Source organism: Streptosporangium sp. NPDC001681 (assembly GCF_040298085.1).
GTDB lineage: Bacteria > Actinomycetota > Actinomycetes > Streptosporangiales > Streptosporangiaceae > Streptosporangium.
Map to the genome: position 1 here is coordinate 19,177 of NZ_JBEOZN010000051.1, position 23,613 is coordinate 42,789.

Sequence of the window (23,613 nt, forward strand, 5' to 3'; positions counted from 1 at the left end):
ACCTTCACATCGATACGAAGATCAACGGGGACCATGAATCGTCGACAGTTCCTCGCGCTCGCCGCGCTTTCGGGCCTCGCCTCGGCCTGCGGCTCCAGCGCCGAGAGCGATCCGGCCGCCTTTCGCACCAAGCTGCAGGTGCCACCACTGCTCGAACCCAAGGTGGGCAAGGACGGGACACGGAGGTTCGCGCTGACGATGCAGCGGGGCCGAAGCGAGATCCTGGCCGGCAAGCCGGTCGAGACCTGGGGGTTCAACGGCCCGCACCTCGGGCCGACGATCCGGGCGGCACGCGGCGACAGGGTCCGGATGACGGTTACCAACCGGCTGGACGAGGCGAGCACCGTGCACTGGCACGGCATGCGGCTCCCCGCGAAGATGGACGGCGGGCCCCACCAGACGATCGAACCGGGCGCAACGTGGAATCCGCACTGGACCATCGACCAGCCCGCCGCCACATCCTGGTACCACCCGCACCCGCACGGCCAGACCGCCAAGCACGTCTACCGCGGCCTCGCGGGCATGTTCATCATCGACGACGGGACCACGGCGGAGCTCCCCGCGAGCTACGGGATCGACGACATCCCCCTCATCCTGCAGGACAAGAAGCTCACCGAGGACGGCTTACCGATCGGCGACCCCTTGAAGGGCACCTTCGGCATCCTGGGCGACCACATGCTGGTCAACGGCACGCACGCCCCGTTCCTGAACGTGCGCACCGAGCGGGTGCGCTTCCGGATCCTCAACGGATCCAACGCCCGCATGTACCACCTCACGTTCGCCGACCGCCGCACGTTCCACGTCGTCGGCAACGACGCCGGCCTGCTGCCCGCCCCGGTCCAGGTGGACCAGGTCTCTCTCACGCCGGGCGAGCGCGTGGAGGTCGTCGTGACCTTCACGGCCGGCGAGCAGGTCCTGCTGCGCACGATCTCGGGATCCGATGACATCGACGAGGGCGACTTCGACCTCCTGAAGATCGTCGCCGAGCCGCGGCTCGCCGCCTCCCCCCGCCTGCCGTCCCGCCTGGCCGACCCCGCTCCGATCGTGATCCCACCGAACGCCAAGGTCCGCCGGTTCCGGCTCAACGGCCACGACGCCATCAACGGCAAGGAAATGGATATGGCACGCATCGACGAGGTGGTTCCCGCCGGTGCCACCGAGATCTGGGAGATCGAGAACACCGTCTACGCGCACAACTTCCACATCCATGAGGTGGCCTTCCAGGTGCTCGACGTGGACGGGGAGAAACCACCCGCGTACGCGAGCGGCCACAAGGACACCGTCTACGTGCCGCCGAAGAGCACGGTGCGGCTCGCCGTCCGGTTCGGCCACTTCACCGACCCGGCCACGCCGTACATGTACCACTGCCACATCCTCCGGCACGAGGACTCCGGCATGATGGGGCAATTCGTGATCGTGCCGCCTGGCACCGAGAACCAGGTGCCCCGCACGATCACCGCCCACCACATGTAGCGCCGACCGCATCGCGGGAGCCGTCCGGTCGGCATGAGCCCAACCGCGGCTTCCTGCGCTGCCTGCACGCTCTGGCACGGGCGGTGTTGATTGAAGGGCGGTCAGCCGAGCCGGCGGCCGTCGCGCATGAGGTCGCGTCCGCGCAGTTCGTTCGCCTCCCGCCAGGCCTGGATGCGCCGCGGCCGGATCAGGAAGGGGGGCAGACCAAGTAAGCCGGAAAGGGCTAATAGGGCTGGTCAGGCGGTGGAGGCCCAGGACTCCCGAAGTGATTTCGTTCGTGAGAAGTGACCGCGAATGCTCGCCACTTCCGACCGCACCGAGGTGGGCCGGCGTTCGTGAGAAGTGACCGCAGTCATGGGCTCAGGTCGTTGACATCGACGAGAGGCAGGGTGGTTGTACCAACGGTTTCTGGCCCCGCCCCAACGTGGATGGCCCCAGCCGGCCGGCGACCGGAACGGGGACCAACGAGTTTGGCCCCACCCGGCTGCCCCCGTCGGCCGCAGGGCTTCGGCGTAGTCGGGTGGCGTCCGATTTGCGCTCAAGCAAGGCCGACTTCGACAAGATCAAGGCGGTTCGCGCGCACGCCATGCCATGGGCGGGGGCGACGGCGTCCCGCCACGGTGCGAAACCGCCGCCGGCCCTCCGCCCCAACTCTTGCCTCCCCTATCGAGATTCGATAGATTATCATCGCAACTCGATAGAAGGATGGGTCATGGGAAAGCTGACAGTGCGTGCGCTTCGCGCCGTGCTCGTGGTGGTGCTCGCCGGCACCGTGTTCGTACAGGCATTTACGGTGTGGGCGTTGGCCAGCGGGAGCGACCCGGAGGACGGGTCGCTCCCGCTGACCCCGCTGCGCGTGATCACGATCCTGGGCATGGTGTCGGCCCAAGTCGCCCTGGTCAGCGTATGGCGGCTGGTGACGATGGTCCGACGCAAAACCGTGTTCTCTTCCGCCGCCTTCCGATACGTGGACGCCGTGATCGGCGCGATCGTGGCGGCTGCCCTCCTATGGTTCGCGGTCACGGCCCTCAACGCGCCGGGCCAGCGGGCCGACCCGGGCGTCACCGTCATCATGGGCGTCGTCGGCCTGGCCATCCTGGGGGTCGCGCTCATCGTGCTCGTGCTGCGGATGCTGCTCGCCCAGGCCGTCGCGCGCGACGTCGAAGCGGCGCAGATGCAGGCCGAGCTGGACGAGACGATCTGATGCCGATCGTCGTCGACATCGACGTGATGCTGGCCAGGCGGAAGATGTCCGTGGGCGACCTCGCGGACCGCGTCGGGATCACACCCGCCAACCTGGCGGTACTCAAGAACGGCCGCGCCAAGGCGGTGCGCTTCACGACACTCGCCGCGCTCTGCGAGGCACTCAACTGCCAACCGGGCGACCTGCTGCGCTGGGAGGCCGAGGACGCCGCGGGCGGATGACGTGCCCCAGAGCGGGCGTGAAAACGCCTGGCACCACCGGCCTGACACGGCACGTCGACCGCATGGACGTGGATCGCCGATCGCCCGAAGCACTGTCCCGACCTCGTTGGGTAGATTCTGGTTGACGTGCACCGCACCGTCTTGGTCGACGACCGCGACCTGCGAACGTGACCTCCCCACCGAAATCCCCCGTCCTTCCAGCGCGGAAGGGCGGGGTTCGTCGCTGGGCGGGCAGCCAAGGCTTCGCCGTAGACCCTCAGGGGTGGGGCCAACTCCCACGCGAACTTCGCACCTACCGAAGATCCACAAGTGGGGCCAGTTGCCGCTGATGAAATCAGGCAGGGTGTTGGCCGAGGTCAGCGGCACCTGCTCGTGTGACGACCAGGTGCGGTCAGAACTGGCGAACATCGACCACACCAGGTCGGAGGTGCGGTCGTCGGTCGCGAACAACTGCGGCCGGAACTGGCGAACAAAACCACCCGAAGCTACGGCCAGGGGCAAAGTAGGGGACTGGCCGGACAGAACTTCCATTCTGATGACATAGAAATCGAGGCACAGGGCGCCGACCTGGGCGGGCCGCGCCGCCTGGTGCCGTCACCCTCCTTTGACCACTCTTTGAATATGGTTAATTACTGTCGGTTGGGGCGCGTTGTGGTCGCCCTGCTCGCCCTCGGCGCTCTGGCCCTGCCCGCGGCCGTCTTCGCCGAGCCCGCCGTCGCGCTCGCCTCAGCCGGCTCCGCTCACGCCGCACCCGCGGAGCCTCCCCCCGGCCACCTCCAAGTCGGCGACGGAAACATTCACGCACACTTCGACGCAGTCATCGACCTGGGGGGGTGAGGCAGCACCGTCGATGTCCTTGGGGGCCCGGGTGATTCCCTCGGCGGCCGTCCCCGCGGCTGTGGCCGCGGTCGGTCGACCTCCGGGCTACTCGGCGGGCCGCCAGCTCCGCGATGTTCCGCCGCCGGGCCGATACCGGACAGTGCATGAACTCTGTCCGGTCACTCAGTGGCGTCACCCCAGGTCAGCGCCTTCACGCTGGTTCCCTCGCCGATTCGGTCTCGTGGACCGTTCGGCAGCAGACCGTCGAAACCCACCCTCACCGAGCGGCACAACAGACCGCGTGACACCGGCCGTTGCCCCTTTCTGGCTTACTTGGTCTGCCCCCCAGGAAGTACCGGTAGGGCTCGTCGAGCTCGCGTGGCTCGAAACCGGTCCTGGTCGCGAACGCGTCACCCGTCTTGGGGGCGAGGGTCGGCGAGGTCCACCGGCTCGGCGGTGCCGTCGACGACGACGTCGCGGGTCGGCCTGAGGCCAAGGCGCACCCGGCCGTCCGCCAGCAGGTTGAGGTCGCTCAGGCGTTGCGCCGCGGCGCGTTGACACATGGGAGAGCTCCTTTTCGTCGATGACCGGACGGCTCAGCGAAGCTCCTGGGTGCGGACCAGGTTGCCCGCAGGGTCGCGAATGCCGTACGGCTGCTCGGTCGGCTCCTGGACGATCTCGGCATCACCGGCCTGCACCTGCTCGAAAGTGCCGTTGAGGTCCCGGGTGGCCGGCAGGATCCAGTCGTAGGTGCCCTTGGCCATCATCTCGACGATGGTGCGGCGCTCGGTGTCACGGCTGCTGGAGGGACCGCGTTCCGGGCTGTTTGGGCAGCCGTGGCCGCACTGGCACCCGGTAGCCACTTTTTTGTGGGTACTTGTCGGCCGGGCCGGGGCGGCCTGAAGCTTGGTCGTGGGCGGTCGGAGGGCCGTCAGATCCAGGTGCGACGGGGAGGTTGGCGGTGCATCAGGAAACCGGTTGGGCCTCGGCCAGCTTCTCCAAGCGGCGGTGGCCCCAGGCGGAAAGAGGCGTCAACGCTTCGGAGAGTTCGCGGCCGAACGTGGTCAGGGAGTACACGGTCTTCAGTGGCCGAACATCGTGCACCTCCCGGTGGACCAGTCCGTCGGTCTCCATCTCCCGGAGTGTCTGAGTCAGCACCTTCTCGGTGAGGCCCGGCAGCCGCCGGCGCAGCTCGCCAGGGCGGCGGGGGCCGGACTCCAGGAGCCAGAGCAAAATCGTCTTCCACTTGCCGTCGATCACGGCGATCGCGGCAGTCACTCCGCACACATTCGGGTCCTGGGCGCGACTGCGTGTCATCTTCGTCCTATTCGTTGCTGCTTGTCGTTATTTCTAAGGGAGTTGAGGCATGATCTCGCACACCGAACAGTCTGCCGTCACCGTGCTCGGCCTGGGGCCGATGGGCAGGGCTCTGGCCAGCGCCTTCTTGGATGCCGGCCTGCGGACCACGGTCTGGAACCGGACGCCGGGCAGGGACCGGGAGTTGGTCGAGCGGGGCGCGGTCGGCGCCCGATCGGCCGAGGAGGCGGTCGCCGCAAGCAGGTTGACCGTGGTCTGCGTGGTGAACTACGACGCGGTGGACGGCATTGTGCGGCGCGGTGCGGTCACCGACGCGCTCAAGGGGCACACGGTCGTGAACCTGACCGCCGACACCCCCGACCGGGCCCGAAACACCGCGGCCTGGGCGGCCGAGCACGGCATCGGGTACCTGGACGGTGCGATCATGACTCCGACCACGACCATTGGCACGCCGGCCGCGGTGTTCCTGCACAGTGGCCCCAAGGAGATCTACCGGGAGCACCGGCCGGTGCTGGACGCTCTGGGGGGCACCCACACCCACCTCGGTGAGGAAATCGGCCGGGCGGCCGCATACGACATCGCATTGCTCGACATCTTCTGGACCGCGATGGCGGGCTATGCACACGCCCTGGCCGTGGCGAGGGCAGAAGGCATCACCGCACGGGAGCTGGCACCGTTCGCCAAGGGCATCGGCGCGATCCTCCCGCCGATCTTCGAGGAGGCCGCGGAGGAAGTGGACAGCGGCAGGTTCTCCGGCGAAGACAACCCGATCACCTCGGCGGTATCGTCCATGGCCCATATCGTCCACACCTCCGAGGCCCATGGCATCGACGCGGGTGTGATGCGTGCGGCCGAAGGCATGGCGCGCCGCGCCATCGGACGGGGCCACGGCACAGACGGGTTCATCCGGATCACCGAGATCCTGAACCCCCGCTGAGGAGGCCACTATGGGGCGCGGCCCGTTCCCGGCGCCCCCCCCGTGGAAGGTCTGCCCCGGTCATCGCGTCGGCTGAGTCAGCCGCAATCGGCCTATAGGTGGCCGTCGTCATGCGGGTTTCGGCCGCTTCGTGGGCGAGGATGTCGGGCAATTCGGCGACAAGCCCGAAGTCGCGGTGACTGCCATTGATCGTCGTGCGTGCTCTGTTGCCCGCCCATCACGGCCCGCGTCGAGATGCGGGTCGCGTTCCCCACCCTGCTCAACCGCTTCCCCACGCTGCGCCTCGCCGTACCGACCGAGGAGGTCGGTCTGCGCCCGGAGACCGCGGACATCTACGGGGTGAAGAGCCTCCCGGTCACCTGGGACGCGTGACCGGGAGGCGGTGACGGGTCCGAACCGGACCGGTCGCTGAGAGGTGAGGTAGGGCGGCGGCGACCGGACACCGGAGCCGCGGACGCTGTCAGCCGGTGGGGCGCAGGTCGGCGGCGTCCGGGTCGGGGACGGGCTGGGACGCGGCCGCGGCGACCCGGGCACGCGGACCGGGGAGCCTGAGGGCGGCCAGGACGGCCGTCAGCATGACGGCGCCCAGGACGTAGACGGCGGCGCGCATTCCCTCGGCGGAGGCGACGCGCAGGGCCTGCCCGGACAGCCCTTCGATGTCGTGGTTGGCGACAGCCACAAGAACCGCCAGACCCGCGGCGGTTCCCACTTGCAGCGCGGTGGAGGCCACCCCGGAGGCCAGGCCCTGTTCGTCCGCCGAGACGCCGGTGCCGGCGGCGATCCACATGGCCTCGTAGGTGATGCCCATGCCCAGACCGATGACGACGACCCCGGCCAGGACGGTGAGGACGGATCCGTCCGCGTGCATGCCGGGGGCGAGGAACGCAGCGCCCACGGCGTTGACGACGATGCCGATGATCAGTGCGCTCCGGGTGCCGAAGCGGTGGATCAGCCTCTCGCTGAGGAAGTTTCCTGCCGTGATCGACAGGGTCGGGCCAAGGAACGCCAGCCCGGTCTCCAGGGCGCTGAAGCCAAGGACGTCCTGGAAGTACAGGGTCAGGAAGTACGGCACGGCCTGCATCGTCAGCCCGAAGACGAGAATGACCACGACCGCTCCGCTGAGCGCGCGGTTGTGGAACAGTCGCAGCGGCATCAGCGGTGTCCGACCCCGGGCCTGGACGCGCAGGAACGTGGCCAGCAGGACCGCCGCGAGAACGGCCGCGGCGATCACCTCGGCCCGTGCCCAGCCGACCTCGGAGCCGTGCGCGACCGCGAAGATCAACAGCGTGATGCCCGCGGTACCGGTCAGGGTTCCGAGCACGTCGACGCTTCCTCTGGTGACGCGGCCGTCGGGGGGCAGCAGGGCGAAGGCGGCGACGGCACCCGCGACGGCCAGCGGGACGTTGACGTAGAACACGGCCTGCCAGCCCAGGGCCTGGGTGAGCACCCCGCCGGCCAGTGCGCCCGCGGTGAGCCCGCCGGCGCCCGCCATGGCCCAGACCGTCAGTGCACGGTTGCGTTCCCTGCCCTCGGTGAAGGCGGTGTTGACCAGGGCCAGCACCGCGGGGAACAGCACCGCGCCGGCGAGGCCCTGCAAGGCGCGCGCGGCGAGCAGCACCGTCGGCGCCGTGGCCAGGCCGCCCAGCACGGAGGCCACGCCGTACAGCGCCATGCCGAGCACGAACATCCGCCGACGTCCCATCAGGTCGGACAGCCGACCGCCGAACAGCAGGAAGCCTCCGTAGAGGACGACGTACGCGGTGACCACCCATTGCAGGGTGTGCGGTGTGAAGCCGACATCGGCGGCGATGTCGGGCAGGGCGACATAGATGATGGTGAAGTCGAGGCTGATGATCAGATGCCCGAGCGCGAGCAGCGCGAGGCTCCATCCCGGCCGTCGGCTGCGGGCCGGGGACTGAGTTGTGGACATGGGTGTGCCTTTCGTCCGTGTGTGGTTCGGTGGCCTGTCATGGCTGCACCGGGACCGGCGGACATTTGTTGGCACACCCCTTGAGGGCACTGGGGTGGGCGGCGCCCGGGCTCGGTCCGTCCGGTCCGGTCATCGCCCCTCCCCTCCCTGCGTGCTCTGTGCTGTCTTCAGGACGAATATGCCGCTCGCCGCGGTCCACGGCATCGGACGCCCGGTCAGCATGATCCGGGACCTTGGACCTAGGACCACCGGAGGTCTCCGTGGCGAGAACGCGAGGCCGTTGGCCTGTCGGCCGTCGAGGAGGCTGAGTGCGGCAATCGGAGTGTCGCTTCGCGTGTACCTGGTGACACGCCCCGTAACGACAGGCATGATCGGGCGGACCTTTTGACCTCAAGTGCGGTTGAGTTCCTAGGTTCGTCAGCGACTCATCCAGACAAGATGACCAAAGGAGCTCGACTGTGACGACCTTGGTGACAGGCGCCACCGGGAACACCGGCCGGCACGTTGTGGCAGAGCTGGTCCGCCGAGGAGAGCGGGTTCGGGCCCTGACGCGAGACCCGGCGGCGAACGCGGGAAGATTTCCGGCCGAGGTGGAGCTGGTGGCCGGCACGCACAACACACCAGAGAAGTTGGACGCCGCACTCCACGGCGTCAGCCGGCTGCATATCACGGTGACCGCTGGACTCGCCGAGGTCGGGCCCGAGCTGGTCCAGCGGGCGGTCGCCGCGGGCGTTCAGCGCTTCACCGTGCTGTGGGGCGGCTGGGTGGGCCCGGTCGAGCAGGCGGTGGCGGACTCAGGCGTGGAATGGACACGTCTGGAAGCACAAGAGTTCATGTCCAACACGTTGAGCTGGGCCGAATCGATCCGAGCCGAAGGAGTGGTCCGAGAACCGTACGACTTTCCCAGCGCGCTGGTGCACGAGGCCGACATCGCGGCCGTGGCAGCCGTCGCACTGCTCGATGATGGCCATGCGGGGCAGTCCTACAACCTCACCGGACCCGAACCGCTGACCCCGAGTGAGCGGGTCGCGATCCTGTCGCGGACGCTCCGTCGCGACATCGCCTTCGAGCCGATAACGCACGAACAGGCGATCGACAGGCTGATGGCCACCGGAGTGTCCCGGGCGGACGCCGAGTATGTCGTTGGCTGGTACGCCGCGTCCAATGATTCCTCCAAGACCGTGGACGACACGGTCGCAAGGGTGACCGGCCGTCCGGCACGTACGTTCATGCAGTGGGTGGACGAGCACGCAGACCGTTTTTAGGCTGGGGATGATCTCTATCGGCTGAACGCGCCCACGCTGGCCGATCTCCCTGGTTCGGGGCTATGGGTTTCCGCGTTCCCACCGCCGGGAGATCAGCTCACCGAACGCCGGGGCTGGAGCCGTCTCCGTCGTGTGCCTCCAGAACGAACGGGATCATCCGTACAGGAAATCGTATGACCGTCTCGTTCCCGGGGACGACGCCGTTGGTTGGGAGCGTGGCGGCGCCGCCCTTTCGAGCTCGCGCCGCCGCGCCGGTTGGTTAGGTGAGTTCGAACCAGATGACGGTTCCGGTGGGGTCGCGGTGGAAGCCCCAGCGGGTGGCGAGATCATTGACGAGGAGAAGTCCCCGGCCGCCGGTGGCGTCCAGGCTGGAGTTCCTGACGCAGGGGATCTGTGCGGAGCCGGGGTCCCGGACGGTGACGATGACGCCGTGCGGGGTGAAGGCCACCGTGACGACGAACTCCCGTGGCCGGTCGCCCGGTGTGGTGTCCGCGGTTCTGGCTCTTGAGGTTTCGGTGTCGGTGGGTTCGGCGTCTGCCGGTTTGGCGTCGGTTCGACCGGCTGAGTGTTCGATGGTGTTGGTGGCCAGTTCGGCGGGGGTGCCGGCCTCGATGAGGCCGATGCGCTGCCGGTAGCGGGTGGGGGAGAGGGCCCACCAGTTCGCGGCCGGGATCGCCAGGTCAGCGGTGGCCGACCTGGCGAGCTGGAGCCGAGCCGCCCCGAAGTTCCAGGCCCATCACGCGGAGCTGTTAACGACGCGCGAACGGTGACCCCCTGACGACGCCTGGGTTCTAGTGCTTGTCGCAACACACCTGATCATTAGGGGCGTGTTGATGGCGAGGCGAGGACCCAGGCGCAGGTTGGATGTCGAGTCGGAGTACTGGGCGACGGTCTGTCCGGAACCCTCGTAGCACCCCAACCACGGCCGAATAGGCGACAGTTGATTACGCGAGGTCGCCAGAGTGGCACCCCATCATGTGGCGCCGCCGATCCACCCCGCCGCTGTAGATCCGCGGCCGACGTCCGTCCCCTCGCGCAGGGCGGTCACGTCACGTGCGCTCGATCGGCAGGGCCGGGCTGGTCGGGTGTTCCGTGGCTGGGCCAGGCGACGTCGTCAACCGCCAGAAATGGCTCGTGGGCCACGGCCGCGGGGGTCACCCCGGCGAACTCCATGACGTCCCGATGCAGGTGGGACTGGTCGGCGTAGCCGCCGTCCGCCGCGACCCCGGCCGCGTCGTGCCCCGCGGCCAGGCGGTGGGCGGCATGGTCGAAGCGGACCAGCTTCGCGGCGCGCTTAGGCGGCAGGCCGATCTGCGCGTGGAATCGCGACCACAGGCGCTTGCGGCTCCATCCGAGCTCGGCCGCCAGCCGCTCCACCCGAACCAGGCCGCGGCTGACCACGATCCGGTGCCAGGCCCAGGCCACCTCCGGCTCGACCGGCGACCCCGCCTCACGCCGACGGGCGAGCAACGCCTCGATCAACGCGAAGCGATCCTGCCAGGAGGAGACCTCGCCCAGTTGCTCGCTGATCCGTGACGCCTGCCTGCCCCACAGGTCGTCCAGCGTCACCACGTAGCCGTTCAGCTCGGCCGGGGCGACGCCCAGAATCGCGCGGGCGACCACAGGGGACAGGCGCATCTGAACACACGCGATGTTCTGGCCTCGCACCCACACCGCGCCGCCGAGCCCGAGCCCGGCGACAAGACTTCCCCGGTGCTGCCGCCCGGCGACGTCCTCAACGACGGGCGGGCCGGCCCCCAAGTCCAGAACCAGCGTCACGGCCGGGTGCGGAATCATCCGGTGACCCTCCGGAGCCATGCCCTGGTCACGGAAGCCGGCCATGGTGACACCCGCCACCCGGCTGCGCCGCACTGAGGATGCGACGTCCCACATAACGGCATCGTCACGTTCGCGCACAGTGGACCGCATGCTCCCATGCTAGGAGAGCCGAGCGAGGGGAACATTTGTCCAATACACCGGCGCGCACCGGCGGCGACAGTGGGCTCATGACCATTCCTGACGGCACCACGGAGAGTTCGACCCTGGCCCTGGACGACGGCGACGTCTACGTGTGCCAGGACGGCCCCCACGATGCCCCCGCACTCGTCCTCATCCACGGGTCCGCCTCCTCGGCACGCTCGTGGGACGCGCTGGTTCCGATGCTGACCGGATCCCATCGCGTCATCCGGATCGACCTGCTCGGGCACGGCCGATCGGCCAAACCGGACGGCCATAGCTACGCGACCCCGGACCAGGCACGCCGGGTCGGACAGGCACTGGACCGGCTCGGCGTCGAGCACGCCATATTCGTCGGCCATTCCAGCGGCGGCGTGGTCGCCACCGCCCTCGCCGAGCAACGACCCGATCTGGTGACCGCGCTCGTGCTCATCAACACCGGACCCAGCCTGGACGCCTTCATCGCGGCGGGGTCCGCCGCCATCGACCCCACGCAGTGGCCGCCGACCGACGAGCAGATCCGCCAGTTCGCGAGCACCGGTTTCAGCCGCACCGGCTACCAGATCCCGCAACAGCTCCTGGACGAGGTGCGCGCCATGACCTACCACACGCTCACCATGACGATGCAGGCCACAAGCGGCTACCTGAAGCAGCAGGCGCTCCCGGAGCGGCTGGCGGTCCTCGGCAAGCCGCTGCTGGTGATCTTCGGCGAGGACGACCGGAGGTGGCGCTCCTCGTCCGCCGCCGATTACCGCGCCGTTCCCGGCGCGAGGGTCGAGCTGCTGCCCGGTCTCGGACACTCACCCATCCTGGAGGATCCGCAGCGGACCGCCACACCCCTGCTGGCCTTCGCCGAGATCCACACCGCCTCTTCGACAGAACGATGACCACCACCACCGACCTCGCTCAGACGATTGAGCAACCGGATGCCGGTTCCGCGGCGGGACAGAGCATGACACCGCTGCTGCGCCCTCATCTGCGGAGTTTCGCGGCCGTGGTGATCCTGCAGGTCATCGGCGCGCTCGCGGGTCTGGCCCCGCTGCTGGCGGTCGTCGAACTGGGCCGTACCCTGCTGTCGCCCGGCCCGATCGACCACGCTCACGTCTGGACCGTGGTGATCGCGGGTGCGGCCGGCCTGCTCGTCCGGCTGCTGTTCACCGCCGCGTCGTCGGGAATCGGGCATGTTCTCGACAGCCGGGTGCAACTGACGTTCCGCCGGCAGCTGGCCGCGTCGCTGGGACGCGTCCCGATCGGCTGGTTCTCCCGGCGCCGCACCGGCGAGCTGGCCAAGGTGGTGGGCGAGGACGTGAGCGCCGTGCACCCGTTCATCGCCCACGCCCCCGGTGAGCTCGTCGCCGCGTTCGTGGTGCCGCTGGTGTCGCTGATCTACTTGTTCACCGTCGACTGGCGGCTCACGCTGATCACGCTGATCCCGGTGGTGCTGGCGATAGCGCTGGTCCCGCTGCTGATGCTGCCCGCCAGGACGCGCGAGCAGGAGGCCTACGACGCGGCCATGGGACGGATCGCCAGTTCCGTCGTCGAGTTCGTGCAAGGCATCTCGGTGGTCAAGGCGTTCGGCGGAGGCGAGCGCGCCCACCGCACGTTCCTGACGGCCGCCGACGACTTCGTCAGCATCTTCTCCCGCTGGGTGCGCGGCATGTCCGTGATCGCCGCCGGGATGCAGCTGGCGCTGTCGCCGCCGTTCGTGCTGCTCATCGTGCTGATCGGTGGCGCGGCGCTGATCACGTCCGGTGGCCTGGCCCCGGCGGATCTGCTGCCGTTCCTGCTGCTCGGGCTGGGACTGACCGCTCCGGTGGCGGCGCTCGGCCACGGCTTCGACGATCTGCAGAGCGCCGGCCGCGCGGTCGGCCGGATCAAAGACGTGCTCGCGGTCCGGCCACTGCCCGAGCCCGCCCACCCGCGTCCGCCGCAGGGGCACCGGGTGGAACTGCGTGACGTCCGCTTCGCCTACGACGCCGACCACGAGGTGCTGCGCGGCATCGACCTGGTGCTGGAGCCGGGGACGGTCACCGCGGTCGTCGGGCCGTCGGGAAGCGGCAAGTCCACGCTGGTCCAGCTGCTGCCGCGGTTCTTCGACCCCACCCACGGCTCGGTTCTTCTTGGCGGCGTCGATCTGCGCGAGATCGGCAGCCGGGAGCTGTATCGGCAGGTGTCCTTCGTCTTCCAGGACGTCCATCTGCTGCGCGTCTCGGTCGCCGACAACATAGCGCTGGCGGTGCCGCGGGCCGGCCGCGACGACGTGGTCCGCGCCGCCCAGCTGGCCGGCATCCACGACCGCATCCTCCAGCTGCCGCGCGGATACGACACGGTGCTCGGTGAAGAGGCCAAGCTGTCCGGAGGCGAGGCGCAGCGGATCTCGATCGCCCGCGCGCTGCTGGCCGACGCGCCCGTTCTGGTGCTGGACGAGGCGACCTCCTTCGCCGACCCGCAGACCGAACAGGCGGTCCGCCGGGCCCTGGCGACGCTGAGCGGTGACCGCACGATCGTCGTCATCGCCCACCGGCTGGAGACGGTCGCCGACGCCGACACCGTCGTGGTGCTGGAGAACGGAGCGATCGTCGAACGCGGCAGGCCCGCCGACCTGCTGACACGGGGCGGAAGGTTCGCCGCGTTCTGGCGATCCCACCGATCCGCCGAGATCGAAACCCACGGTGGCGTACTGCGAGGAGACGAGCCCCGATGATCCGAATGCTGCTGCGCGTGCTCGGAGACGAGTACGCCCGGGCGATGCGCCGCACCGTGATCCTGATGACGATCACCGCGGTGGTCGAAGGCTTGTCCTACGCGCTGCTGGTCCCGGTGCTGCGGGCGCTGCTCGGCAGTACGCCCGCGGACGCCGTGCCCTGGCTGGTCGCGTTCGGGGCCGCGGTCGCCCTCTACGCCGTGCTGCGCTACATCAGCGACGTGTCCGGCATGCGGGTCGGGACCACCATGTTGCGCGGCATGTATCACCGGCTCGGCGAGCACCTGGCCCGCCTCCCCCTCGGCTGGTACAACGCCGGTCGCATCGGCGAGGTGTCCGTCCTGGCCGGCCGCGGCCTCCTGCAAGCCATGGGCGTGGCCGCGCATCTGCTGGCACCGTTCATCTCCGCCCTGGTCACGCCCCTGACCATCGTGGCCGTGATGACCGCCTTCAACTGGCGGATGGGGCTGGCCGCGTTGCTCGCCGCACCCGTCGTGGCGGCGATCCAGGCCTGGACGGTACGCGCGACGGCCGCCGCCGACGCCGAGCGTCACGAACGCGACCAGGAGGCCGGCGGGCGCGTCATCGAATTCCTCCAGGCCCAGCCGGTGCTGCGGGCCGGCGGCCGGACCGGCGAACGCTTCCAGCTGCTCGACGACTCGCTGCTGGATGTCCAGCGCGCCTCCCGCCGTACCGTGCTGGCGACGCTGCCCAGCGCCGTGGGGCTGACGCTCACCGTGCAGGCGACCTTCAGCGGGCTACTGGTCCTGGGCGCCCACCTCGCGCTCGGCGGGAACATCGGCGCGGCGGAGATCCTGGCGATCCTGGTGCTGGCCGCCCGCTGCGCCGACCCGCTGCTGTCGCTGTCGGACATCGGCGGCAAACTCCGCGGCGCGCATTCGGAGCTGGCCAGACTCGAGACGGTGCTGCGCACCGAGCCGCTGCGGGAACCTCGCGAGCCGATCCAGCCTGCGCACCACGGTCTGGAGTTCGACGCCGTCACCTTCCGGCACGGCGAGCGCACGGTGTTCGACGAGGTGTCGCTCACCGTCCCCGAGGGACAGCGGCTTGCGGTCGTCGGGCCGTCGGGAGCGGGTAAGAGCACGCTGCTGCAGCTGCTGGCGCGCTTCTACGACGTGGACGCCGGCGCGGTGCGCGTGGGAGGCGTGGACGTGCGCGCGATCAGCACCGAGGCGTTGATGGCGCGGATCGCCATCGTCTTCCAGGACGTCTACCTCTTCGACGGCACCATCGAGGAGAACGTGCGCCTGGGCTGTCCCGACGCAGGCGTTGCCGAGGTACGGGCCGCGGCGGCCGCGGCACAGCTGGACGAGGTGATCGAGCGCCTGCCCGGCGGATGGGCGACGAACGTCGGCGAGGGCGGCACGCTGCTGTCCAGTGGTGAGCGCCAGCGGGTCTCGATCGCGCGGGCGCTGCTGAAGAACGCCCCCATCGTGCTGCTCGACGAGGTGACCTCGGCGCTGGACCCGGTCAACGAGGCGGCCGTCCACGAGGGCATCGAACGCCTGATGGCCGGCCGGACGGTGGTGATGGTGGCCCATCGCATGCGCACCGTCCAACGCGCCGACCGCGTCATCTTCCTGGACGGCGGCCGGATCACGGAGGAAGGCAGCCACGACGAACTGCTCGACCACGGCGGCCGCTACGCCGACTTCTGGAACATCTCCTTGGCTCCCGCCGCGCGGGAATGAGCCGGAGCGTCGGGCGATCCGCCAGGGGCGCTCATCCATACCGCCGCCCGTCTGGTGTTCGACAACGGCACCACCCCGGCGGCTGCCCGGGAGGCCGTATCTCCCGCATCGGCGACGGCTAAACGCAGACACCGCAGACTCCGTCGCCCTCCGCAACACCCTGGCAGCCGCCGCCTCACCGCCCGGCTCGTCGAACTCCTTCACGACTGGAACCACACCCGGCCCGCCCGGCCGATCATCACCGTCTACCGGGCAGGAACCCCCGACGACCAGCTCGGCCCCGACACCCGCCTCACGATCACCTGGTGACCCCACCGGAGGAGACGCCGAGTACGCCGACCGCCGAGAGGGAACCGTCCTGGCCACGCGTGGCTTTGTTGGTTGAGGACGTGGCGGCGCTGCTTCTTCAGGCTCGCGCCGCCACGTCGGGCTGTCAGGTGAGTTCGAACCAGATGACGGTTCCGGTGGGGTCGCGGTGGAAGCCCCAGCGGGTGGCGAGTTCGTTGACGAGGAGGAGTCCTCGGCCGCCGGTGGCGTTGGGTCGGGGGGTTCTGGTGCGGGGGATCTGTGCGGAGCCGGGGTCCTGGACGGTGACGATGACGCCGTGCGGGGTGAAGGCCACCGTGACGACGAACTCCCGTGGTCGGTCGCCCGGTGTGATGTCCGCGGTTCCGGCACCGGTCGGTTCGGCATCGGTTGGTTCGGCGTCGGTTGGCCTGGCGGAGTGTTCGACGGCGTTGGTGGCCAGCTCGCTGGTGAGGAGTATGGCGTCGTCGCGGAGTGGGTGGTCGTCGCCGAGGATGTCGGCGACGAAGGTGCGTGCGGGTCTGACCTGGTCGGTGGTGGCCGAGAAGCGCTGGGAGATGACGGGGGTGTGGTTCGGTGTCGTCGACCAGCCGGGGATCCGGCCCAGGTGCGGTGACCACATCGTGGCGGCCGGTCCGGTGGTGTCGCCGGTTGTGGTCCGGAAGCGGTCAGCGAGCACGCCGACGAGGACGGACAGCAGTCGTACGGTCATCCTGATCACCTCCCTTGCCGGTGGTCTCGTTGTCCCCGTCGGGGTTTTCGGGGTGCGGCACCGCGGCGGTTGTCCGGTGGTCGGTTTGAGGGTGAAAGTCCTCGATGTGCTGCATCCGGGCGGCCAGTTCGGCGGGGGTGTCGGCCTCGATCAGGCCGATGCGCTGCCGGTAGCGGGCGGGGGAGAGAGCCCACCAGTGTCCGGTGGCGTGGCCGTACCAGGGACGCCAGTCGGGGAAGCGGAGCGTCAGCGTGCGCAGTGCCTGAAGGTCTTCGCCGGGTTCGTGCCGGAGGTTCTCCGTCTCGACGAGAGGTGTGCTCATGCCGTCACCCCCTTCCGGTACGCCTCGCGCCTGCCGGGCCGCAGGCCTGGCGGCGATTCGCGCCCGTACGGTGGTGCGGCCGGTCGCGAGTGGCGTCCTCGGCTGATGGGAGAACGGTTCGTCGGACGCGGGGGCACGGTGGTCGGTACGGGAGGCGCGGGTAGCCGACCGCAGAGCCCGAGACGGCGCCGGGCCGTCATGCGGGTACGGACCTGGGCCGGGGTGGGCTGTTCCCACAGGTGACCGGGCCGGTGCGGCAGGCTGGCGGCGTCGTGCGCGTACGGGGGATGGCCGCACCAGCGGCACCCGAGGGGAGTCGGCGGCTGCTCGGCATGCCAGCGGACCCGGATGATCTTCGGGGTTCTACTACTGTTGAACACAGGTCGCACCTCCGATGTGCGGGCGAGGTTCTGCCAGGCGACGCCATTCGCCTGGCAGAACCGTTTTTTGGCCTCCTGGCCTAGTGGTAGCGCTGTTGGACTACCTGAGCTCATAACGACCCACATGCGGGCATTTAGCTCTGAAAGCTTCCCGAGAGTCCAAAAGGCACATTAGGCAAGAGTTACACCCCATCACTCTGGGTGATGGATACTCTCACATGGTGATGGCTGGCAGCAGAATTTTCAAGGCCAATATTTCATCGCCGATATTGTCTGGTTTCAGCGGTTAAATTGTGTGATTCGCTCATTTGACGTGCGAAAAGAGGGCCAATGGTCGGCAGTCCAACTGTCAAACGACGGCGTCTGAGTGCTGAGCTCATCCGGCTACGTGAGCAAGCTGGTCTCACGCACGATGAAGTCGCCAAGCGCTTGGAATGGTCACGAGGCCGCCTCACCCACATGGAGCAGAACAAGTGGGTTCTGCCCGATATCGGTAACGTTCGTCTCCTGCTGGACCTCTACAACGTCATCGATCCCGCTGTGCGCGAAGCGATACTCGACCTTGCTCGGCAGTCCCGCGAAAAAGGCTGGTGGGCCAAGTACAAGGATGTGTTCGGTGGCAGCCTTCCCGGCTTCGAAGCGGAAGCGACCCAGATCCGCACTGTCGAACTCGTGACCATCCCAGGCCTGCTGCAAACAGCCGCCTACGCCACAGCAGTCTTCCAAGCTGGACAGGTTCTTGATCAGGCTGCTGTGCGGCGGCACGTTGAGGCGCGCTTGGCTCGGCAGGCGATCCTCACTCGCGACAACTCACCCCAACTCTGGGCCGTCGTCGACGAGGCAGCACTGAGGAAGATGGTTGGCGGCCCGGCCGTCATGACTGAACAGCTCGCACACCTCGTCAACATGGCGAGACAACCCAACATCACCGTGCAGGTGCTGCCCGACTCGATCGGTGCACATGCGGCGATGGGTAGCGGATTCGTCGTCCTGGACTTTATGGGCGATCTGGATCCATCACTTGTCTATCTGGAGACACCAACAGACAATCTCTTTTTGGAGCGCCCAGAGGAGGTTCAGGCGTATGCGCTCATGTTTAATCGCGTGGTAGCGGCCGCTCTGACCGTCGAGCAGTCCGTACACTATGTGACTGCCCTGGTTGATCAACTAAAGCAGGAGGAGAGGTAACAACCGTGGACCGAATCACCCCTGTACTCACCTGGCGCAAGAGCAGCAAGAGTGCTCAGCAGGACAACTGCGTAGAGACGGCAGAGCTCCCAGACGGCGGCCGTGCCGTACGGGACAGCAAGGACCCGAACGGGCCGGTGCTGCGCTTCGCCGGCGCCGAATGGCAGACCTTCATCGGCGGCATCAAGAACGGATCCTTCGAGGTCTGATCGGCTGTCCGGCAGCTCAGCTAAACCTCCTGCGAAAGCGCACTCTACTGCAGGGTGTGTTTGAAATTCGGTAGAGGTCGATTTCGCAGGAGATATTTCGTCCCAAAGGTGGGCTACCGTGAGGTCATGCTCTTCATGGCAAAATGTCGAAGTTGCTGGAAGCATGTTCGAGGTTGCGATGAGAGGCTTCGGTGCTGCCCTAATTCAAGGCACCTTAACCCAGCAAGCGCGATGATATCGTACGTACTCGATTCCAATTTTATGTTCAGGATGCGTACGCAAGGAACGGAAGACGTTGCCTTTGAGGGCGTTGACAATTTCGAGATTGTCGGTCAGATAGAAGGCGCCGTTGTCGAATCTAATGTGATCGTTGGGGCATAGGCATAGGACGTTTTCAATTACATCAGGGCCATTATGGGGAACGCCAATGGGGCGTATATGGGCAGCTTGGCTGCTTGGGCCGCTGGGAAGTTCCACCGTTTTGCCGCAGATCTGACAGAGGTTGGCATGCAGATCTTTGACCTTCCTTACGACTTCTGCGCGGCGGTTGGCCTTGTTAATAGTCGTCTTGGTTCGACGTATGGGCTCCAGTGGCAATTGCGAAACATTCGGAGCATCTTCAATGACGAGGTCATCGGGGTAATCCGGATCGGAAACGTCGTATTGGCTACCGATCTTGACCATGAGAAACTGGCAGACGCGGAACCCGTCAGCGCGAGTCTTGAACCAGTGCCGTACGACCCGGTATAGCCCGTCATACTGATAACCCGTGTTGGGGGCGTACGGTGACTTCTCTTTGGATCCGCGAATCACTCGAACAGGCAGGCTATCGAGCTGACTTTTGACGAGGGCGGCGTTGCCAGAGTCCTCAAGATCTTGGTGGGCGATTTGCTTCTTGGTGTTGGCGTCCTGCCCTCCGTGTCCGGTATAGATGATCACCAGGCCCCGGTCATCGTCATCGGGATATCCGCCGTTAAGGACGATCGCGTCGGCGCCCTCGTCAGCTTTGCCGGATATTCCAGCTACGTTATGTGCATGTAAGCCTACTTCGCGTAGTTCTGCACGCTTCCCGGTAGGGGGCTTCCAGCCCTCTGGATATCCGGGGATTTCGCCGAAGGTCCTGCTGTACTTGCCCATGTCCGAATCTTGCCAGTAAATCCAGACAGTCTGGACAAGTCGCACAGTTCATCTGCGCAATTCGAGGGAACGCCGATGCCACTGACTACGCTGACGTCGCCCTTCATCTGGTGTCTGCCAGCTGTACGAGTCTTCGGTGGGTAGTGAGCTGGGGTGTCAGCGCCGGCGGATCCGCCGTTCTGTACGCCCTGGCGACAACAGACGTGTTTGCGGTAAGGGCTGCCAGGGCGGCCGTGGTTGGCCTCAAGGAGTGAGGGTCGTTCGCAGGTCCCAGAGCCATCACGCTGAACTGCTTGACAGTGATTACTCGATGGGGCACACGAATCCGAATCTGGGATTCAGCGTCCGCTACTTCTAGTTCATGGAGACGAAGATCGCGTAACTCTGACAGGACAGGTTCTCGCTCAGCACCTTTAACAGAGTCATTGTCGTCATTCCCGGCGCAGCTCATATCTTGTTAAAGCCATCTGACTACAGGATGTTCTCCTTGTGAGAGCCACAGATCATCCGAGAGGTCTCTCACCTGAATCAAAAGTTCGAACAAGGTATCCAACACTCCCTGTGCTGTGATCAGCGCTAGGACGAGGATGTCCGAATACCAACACCAAATGCCGAGGACACTGCTTAGATTGCTGACCTATGAGCGATATCGCGCCTGGGGCCTACGAACAGATCGTCACGCATGCTCTGGACAGGCGTCTACGCGCGCTTCCTGACGAGCTGGTGGAGGTGACCTCCGTTGAGCAGGCGGTGGCGGAGGACTACCTCGTACGGCACGTTGCCGCTCTGACACGCCACGCCCTACGCGCTGCCAAATCCCCTGAGCAGCAGATTGACCGGGCGAACCACATCGCTGAGGCGATCATCAAGGAGTTTCTCGACAGCGAGGACGCGGAGGAACGGGTCGTTCAGCCTGGGCAGTTGCTTACAGAGGTGCGGCAGCCATCAGGAGTGCCTGGGCGGCCGGAGCCGTTGGTTCGGCCTGAGACGCCGCTGTCTGCCAGCGCTCTCCTCGTGAACGGGCGAGGTCAGCCGAGCATCGGCACCGAGGTTATGCGGGAGTTCGCGACCGCCGACCGGGTGGATCTGATCTGCGCCTTCATCAAGTGGTACGGCCTGCGTCTCATCGAAGGAGCGATCAAGGAGTTCATCGCCAGAGGGGGTGAACTCAGAGTGATCACCACGACGTACATCGGGGCTACGGACAGGGCCGCCCTGGATCGTCTGGTGGCCCTCGGTGCCACGGTCAAGATCTCCTACGAGACGCTCAGCACCAGGCTTCACGCGAAAGCGTGGATGTTCCACCGAAACACCGGCTTCTCGACCGCGTACGTCGGCTCGTCCAACCTGTCCAAGGCAGCGCAACTGGACGGCCTGGAGTGGAACGTACGGCTTACCCAGGTTGAGCAGGCCCATCTGCTGTCAACGTTCACCGCCACCTTCGAGCAGTACTGGGCTGATCCAGCGTTCGAAGATTATGACCCGGCTCGTGACGGGTCCCGGCTGACCGAGGCGCTCAAGCGTGAGGGTGGGACGACCCCGGTTGATCTACCTCTGGAGATCGCCGCGCTGGATGTGCTTCCTCGCTGGTATCAGGCCGAGGCCCTGGAAGAGTTGGAAGCCGAACGTGAGGTGCATGGCCGTACGCACAACTTGGTTGTCATGGCGACTGGTACGGGTAAGACCGTGGTCGCCGCACTCGACTATCGACGACTGGCCACTGCGGGCAAGGTCGACAGTGTGCTGTTCGTGGCGCACCGAGACAGCATTCTGACTCAGAGCCAGGCCACCTTTCGGCAGACGCTCCGCGACGGAGAGTTCGGAGAGAAGTGCGTCGCGGGGAACCGGCCGAAGAAGTGGCGACATGTCTTCGCCTCGGTTCAGTCGCTAGCCAAAATCAACCTTGACGAACTCGACCCGGCCCGGTTCGACATGGTGATCGTGGATGAGTTTCACCATGCGGAGGCTCCCACGTACCGGCGACTGCTGGAGCATCTCCAGCCGCGCTATCTCCTCGGCCTGACTGCTACCCCTGAGAGAACCGACGGCATCAACGTTGGAGCGTTCTTTGACGGACGGATCGCCTACGAGCTACGCCTCTGGCAGGCACTTGAACAGCAGCTTCTTGCCCCGTTCCACTACTTCGGCATCCATGATGAAGTGTCGCTGGCCGACGTAGCCTGGCGCCGCGGACACTACGACGAGAAGGCTCTCAACGACCTCTACACCGGGAACCATGCCCGGGTCCGCCTCATTCTGCAGGCCGTACGGAACAAGATTGCTCATCCCGGTGAGATGCGTGCCCTGGGGTTCTGCGTAAGCGTTCAACATGCCAGATTCATGGCTGACCAGTTCACCAAGCACGGCATCCCTTCCTTGGCGGTGACAGGCGACATGCCACACGATGAGCGCCGTCTCGCCCTGCAGCGCTTGAAGAAGCGTGAGATCAACGCGCTGTTCACCGTGGACCTGTTCAATGAAGGTGTGGATATCCCGGAGGTGGATACCATCCTCTTCCTGCGCCCCACGGAGAGTGCCACAGTCTTTCTGCAGCAGCTCGGCCGCGGTTTGCGCCGTGCCCCGGACAAGACGTGTCTTACCGCGCTGGACTTTGTTGGGCATCAGCGGGCCGAATTCCGCTTTGACCTGCGGCTTTCTGCACTCACTGGAGTGCCTCGGCGCAAGCTTCCCGGAGCATTGCTTAACCCCACGCTCCCCGCTGGATGTCACCTCCAGCTCGACGACGTAGTGACCGAGATGGTCCTTGATAACGTACGCCGCGCTCTTCGTCTCTCCTGGAACGACCTGATTGCTGAGCTTCGCTCGATGCCTGAGATTTCCCTAGCCAAGTTCTTGGCCGAGACGGGTCACGAGCTCGAAGACCTCTATCGTTCCGGCCGGGGCGGTTGGGCTGGGCTGCGCCGTCGAGCTGAGAATCGTTCCATCGCTGATGAGGAAGTCGACCGCAAGCTTGGCCGGGCGATCGGCCGTCTTCTCCATGTGGATGATCCTCTGCGGCTGGTTCAGCTTCGTGGAGATGCCGTTGACGACCCACGCCTGCGTGCGATGCTGCATGTTGCTCTAGTGGGTGGAAATGTGTCCTTCGATGGAGGGGACGCCGTCCTGGAACTACTGGCTGATCACCCTCAGCGCGCCGAGGAGCTACGGGCTATAGCGCCAATCCTGGAAGAGCGCATGCACCGGGTCACTCGGGAGATCGCCGGCCTACCGCTGCGCCTGCATGCTCGATACTCCAAGAACGAAGCGCTGGCAGCTTTTGGCGTTGATCGCCCGGGCAACGTTCGCGAGGGCGTCAAGTGGATCCCCGAGGCGAAAGCCGATGCCTTCTTCGTGACCCTGCGCAAGACCGATGGCTTCTCCCCAACCACCATGTACAACGACCGAGCGATCAGCCCGACGCTCTTCCACTGGGAGTCGCAGAGCACCACCCGCGCATCATCACCAACCGGCCAGCGCTACATCAACGGCGGCTCGACCGTGCACCTCTTCCTTCGCGAGTCCAAAGACGAAGACGGCTCCCTCGGCGCCCCACCGTTCTTCTACGCAGGCCCGATGACATACGTGTCATCCAAGGGCGACCGACCAATGCAGATCATCTGGCAGCTGGCCTACCCACTCCCCGCAGACATTTTCCACCAGGCTAGTCTTTCCGCTCCCTGAGTGGCAGCGACTAAGCGGCCTGCTTGGCTGGAAGGCCAGATTTTGTAAGGTGCTACGGTGTGACTGTTTGCGCATGTTTGGACTTGTATTGAGCGCAGTAGATGACTTCGTACTCGCTGGGTGAGCTTCCCCTCTTAGCT

At 66.6% G+C, this 23,613-nt stretch carries 22 protein-coding genes and 2 pseudogenes; 15 read left to right on the plus strand and 9 right to left on the minus strand.

Annotated features, from left to right (window positions below; translation table 11 throughout):
• The first annotated feature begins 33 nt into the window (after positions 1-33).
• The 4 genes from ABT130_RS23145 to ABT130_RS23160 all read left to right on the plus strand — a co-directional run bounded on the left by ABT130_RS23145 (position 34) and on the right by ABT130_RS23160 (position 3,735).
• Positions 34-1,473, plus strand: coding sequence for a multicopper oxidase family protein (locus tag ABT130_RS23145; protein WP_350958325.1), 1,440 nt, complete (start codon positions 34-36; stop codon positions 1,471-1,473).
• 712 nt (positions 1,474-2,185) lie between these two features.
• On the plus strand, positions 2,186-2,677 hold the full coding sequence (locus ABT130_RS23150; protein ID WP_350958328.1) for a DUF2975 domain-containing protein: 492 nt from the start codon (positions 2,186-2,188) through the stop codon (positions 2,675-2,677).
• Complete coding sequence (locus tag ABT130_RS23155; protein ID WP_343980091.1) at positions 2,677-2,898, plus strand: helix-turn-helix domain-containing protein; 222 nt, start codon at positions 2,677-2,679, stop codon at positions 2,896-2,898. The genes ABT130_RS23150 and ABT130_RS23155 overlap by 1 nt, the downstream gene beginning before the upstream one ends.
• A 621-nt stretch (positions 2,899-3,519) precedes the next feature.
• Positions 3,520-3,735 (plus strand): hypothetical protein, encoded by a 216-nt coding sequence (locus tag ABT130_RS23160; RefSeq protein WP_350958331.1) that lies wholly within the window; start codon positions 3,520-3,522, stop codon positions 3,733-3,735.
• Between the two features lie 392 nt (positions 3,736-4,127).
• On the opposite strand, the gene ABT130_RS23165 is transcribed toward ABT130_RS23160, so the two are convergent.
• From ABT130_RS23165 to ABT130_RS23175, 3 genes and pseudogenes are all read right to left on the minus strand, one after another.
• On the minus strand, positions 4,128-4,280 hold the full coding sequence (locus tag ABT130_RS23165; protein ID WP_350958334.1) for a hypothetical protein: 153 nt from the start codon (positions 4,278-4,280) through the stop codon (positions 4,128-4,130).
• A 33-nt stretch (positions 4,281-4,313) separates the two neighbouring features.
• A pseudogene (locus ABT130_RS23170) lies at positions 4,314-4,505 on the minus strand (VOC family protein); the annotation flags it as partial.
• Between the two features lie 178 nt (positions 4,506-4,683).
• Positions 4,684-4,995: a winged helix-turn-helix transcriptional regulator gene (locus ABT130_RS23175; protein WP_451936300.1), complete on the minus strand. Its 312-nt coding sequence runs from the start codon at positions 4,993-4,995 to the stop codon at positions 4,684-4,686.
• Positions 4,996-5,083: 88 nt separating this feature from the next.
• Here ABT130_RS23175 and ABT130_RS23180 point away from each other — a divergent pair, with 88 nt between their 5' ends.
• Together ABT130_RS23180 and ABT130_RS23185 are read left to right on the plus strand one after the other, a co-directional pair.
• On the plus strand, positions 5,084-5,971 hold the full coding sequence (locus tag ABT130_RS23180) for an NAD(P)-dependent oxidoreductase (protein ID WP_350958340.1): 888 nt from the start codon (positions 5,084-5,086) through the stop codon (positions 5,969-5,971).
• A gap of 219 nt (positions 5,972-6,190) precedes the next feature.
• Positions 6,191-6,343 (plus strand): annotated as a pseudogene (locus tag ABT130_RS23185) (cytochrome P450); the annotation flags it as partial.
• An 88-nt stretch (positions 6,344-6,431) separates the two neighbouring features.
• Here the strand turns inward: ABT130_RS23185 and ABT130_RS23190 are convergent.
• Positions 6,432-7,901, minus strand: a complete 1,470-nt coding sequence (locus ABT130_RS23190; protein ID WP_350958343.1) for an MFS transporter — start codon at positions 7,899-7,901, stop codon at positions 6,432-6,434.
• A 458-nt stretch (positions 7,902-8,359) separates the two neighbouring features.
• Here ABT130_RS23190 and ABT130_RS23195 point away from each other — a divergent pair, with 458 nt between their 5' ends.
• The gene (locus ABT130_RS23195) at positions 8,360-9,166 is read left to right on the plus strand and encodes an NmrA family NAD(P)-binding protein (RefSeq protein ID WP_350915889.1); all 807 of its coding nucleotides are present in this window, start codon (positions 8,360-8,362) and stop codon (positions 9,164-9,166) included.
• A 259-nt stretch (positions 9,167-9,425) separates the two neighbouring features.
• Here ABT130_RS23195 and ABT130_RS23200 read toward each other — a convergent pair whose 3' ends face one another.
• Together ABT130_RS23200 and ABT130_RS23205 are read right to left on the minus strand one after the other, a co-directional pair.
• Positions 9,426-9,845, minus strand: coding sequence for an ATP-binding protein (locus ABT130_RS23200; RefSeq protein ID WP_350958409.1), 420 nt, complete (start codon positions 9,843-9,845; stop codon positions 9,426-9,428).
• A gap of 365 nt (positions 9,846-10,210) precedes the next feature.
• Positions 10,211-11,095, minus strand: a complete 885-nt coding sequence (locus ABT130_RS23205; protein WP_350958345.1) for an AraC family transcriptional regulator — start codon at positions 11,093-11,095, stop codon at positions 10,211-10,213.
• A gap of 77 nt (positions 11,096-11,172) precedes the next feature.
• Here ABT130_RS23205 and ABT130_RS23210 point away from each other — a divergent pair, with 77 nt between their 5' ends.
• Genes ABT130_RS23210 through ABT130_RS23225 form a run of 4 tightly spaced genes read left to right on the plus strand, consistent with a single transcriptional unit; the run spans position 11,173 to position 15,847 of the window.
• Positions 11,173-12,009, plus strand: coding sequence for an alpha/beta fold hydrolase (locus ABT130_RS23210; protein ID WP_350958348.1), 837 nt, complete (start codon positions 11,173-11,175; stop codon positions 12,007-12,009).
• Complete coding sequence (locus ABT130_RS23215; RefSeq protein ID WP_350958351.1) at positions 12,006-13,826, plus strand: ABC transporter ATP-binding protein; 1,821 nt, start codon at positions 12,006-12,008, stop codon at positions 13,824-13,826. Before ABT130_RS23210 ends, ABT130_RS23215 begins: the two co-directional genes overlap by 4 nt.
• Positions 13,823-15,538: an ABC transporter ATP-binding protein gene (locus ABT130_RS23220; RefSeq protein ID WP_350958353.1), complete on the plus strand. Its 1,716-nt coding sequence runs from the start codon at positions 13,823-13,825 to the stop codon at positions 15,536-15,538. Before ABT130_RS23215 ends, ABT130_RS23220 begins: the two co-directional genes overlap by 4 nt.
• Before the next feature lie 54 nt (positions 15,539-15,592).
• Positions 15,593-15,847: a hypothetical protein gene (locus ABT130_RS23225; protein ID WP_350958356.1), complete on the plus strand. Its 255-nt coding sequence runs from the start codon at positions 15,593-15,595 to the stop codon at positions 15,845-15,847.
• A gap of 124 nt (positions 15,848-15,971) precedes the next feature.
• Here ABT130_RS23225 and ABT130_RS23230 read toward each other — a convergent pair whose 3' ends face one another.
• A complete protein-coding gene (locus tag ABT130_RS23230) occupies positions 15,972-16,556 on the minus strand; it encodes an ATP-binding protein (RefSeq protein WP_350958358.1) in 585 nt (194 codons plus the stop codon).
• The gene (locus ABT130_RS23235; RefSeq protein WP_350958361.1) at positions 16,513-16,878 is read right to left on the minus strand and encodes a hypothetical protein; all 366 of its coding nucleotides are present in this window, start codon (positions 16,876-16,878) and stop codon (positions 16,513-16,515) included. The genes ABT130_RS23230 and ABT130_RS23235 overlap by 44 nt, the downstream gene beginning before the upstream one ends.
• A 710-nt stretch (positions 16,879-17,588) precedes the next feature.
• Here ABT130_RS23235 and ABT130_RS23240 point away from each other — a divergent pair.
• Positions 17,589-18,446, plus strand: coding sequence for a helix-turn-helix domain-containing protein (locus ABT130_RS23240; RefSeq protein ID WP_350958364.1), 858 nt, complete (start codon positions 17,589-17,591; stop codon positions 18,444-18,446).
• A gap of 5 nt (positions 18,447-18,451) precedes the next feature.
• Positions 18,452-18,655 (plus strand): DUF397 domain-containing protein, encoded by a 204-nt coding sequence (locus ABT130_RS23245; RefSeq protein ID WP_350958366.1) that lies wholly within the window; start codon positions 18,452-18,454, stop codon positions 18,653-18,655.
• 204 nt (positions 18,656-18,859) lie between these two features.
• On the opposite strand, the gene ABT130_RS23250 is transcribed toward ABT130_RS23245, so the two are convergent.
• Complete coding sequence (locus ABT130_RS23250) at positions 18,860-19,792, minus strand: YDG/SRA domain-containing protein (RefSeq protein WP_350958369.1); 933 nt, start codon at positions 19,790-19,792, stop codon at positions 18,860-18,862.
• A 59-nt stretch (positions 19,793-19,851) separates the two neighbouring features.
• Here ABT130_RS23250 and ABT130_RS23255 point away from each other — a divergent pair, with 59 nt between their 5' ends.
• The gene (locus ABT130_RS23255; protein ID WP_350958412.1) at positions 19,852-20,046 is read left to right on the plus strand and encodes a prolyl oligopeptidase family serine peptidase; all 195 of its coding nucleotides are present in this window, start codon (positions 19,852-19,854) and stop codon (positions 20,044-20,046) included.
• A 385-nt stretch (positions 20,047-20,431) separates the two neighbouring features.
• Positions 20,432-23,473, plus strand: a complete 3,042-nt coding sequence (locus tag ABT130_RS23260; RefSeq protein ID WP_350958372.1) for a DEAD/DEAH box helicase — start codon at positions 20,432-20,434, stop codon at positions 23,471-23,473.
• Positions 23,474-23,613: the final 140 nt, after the last annotated feature.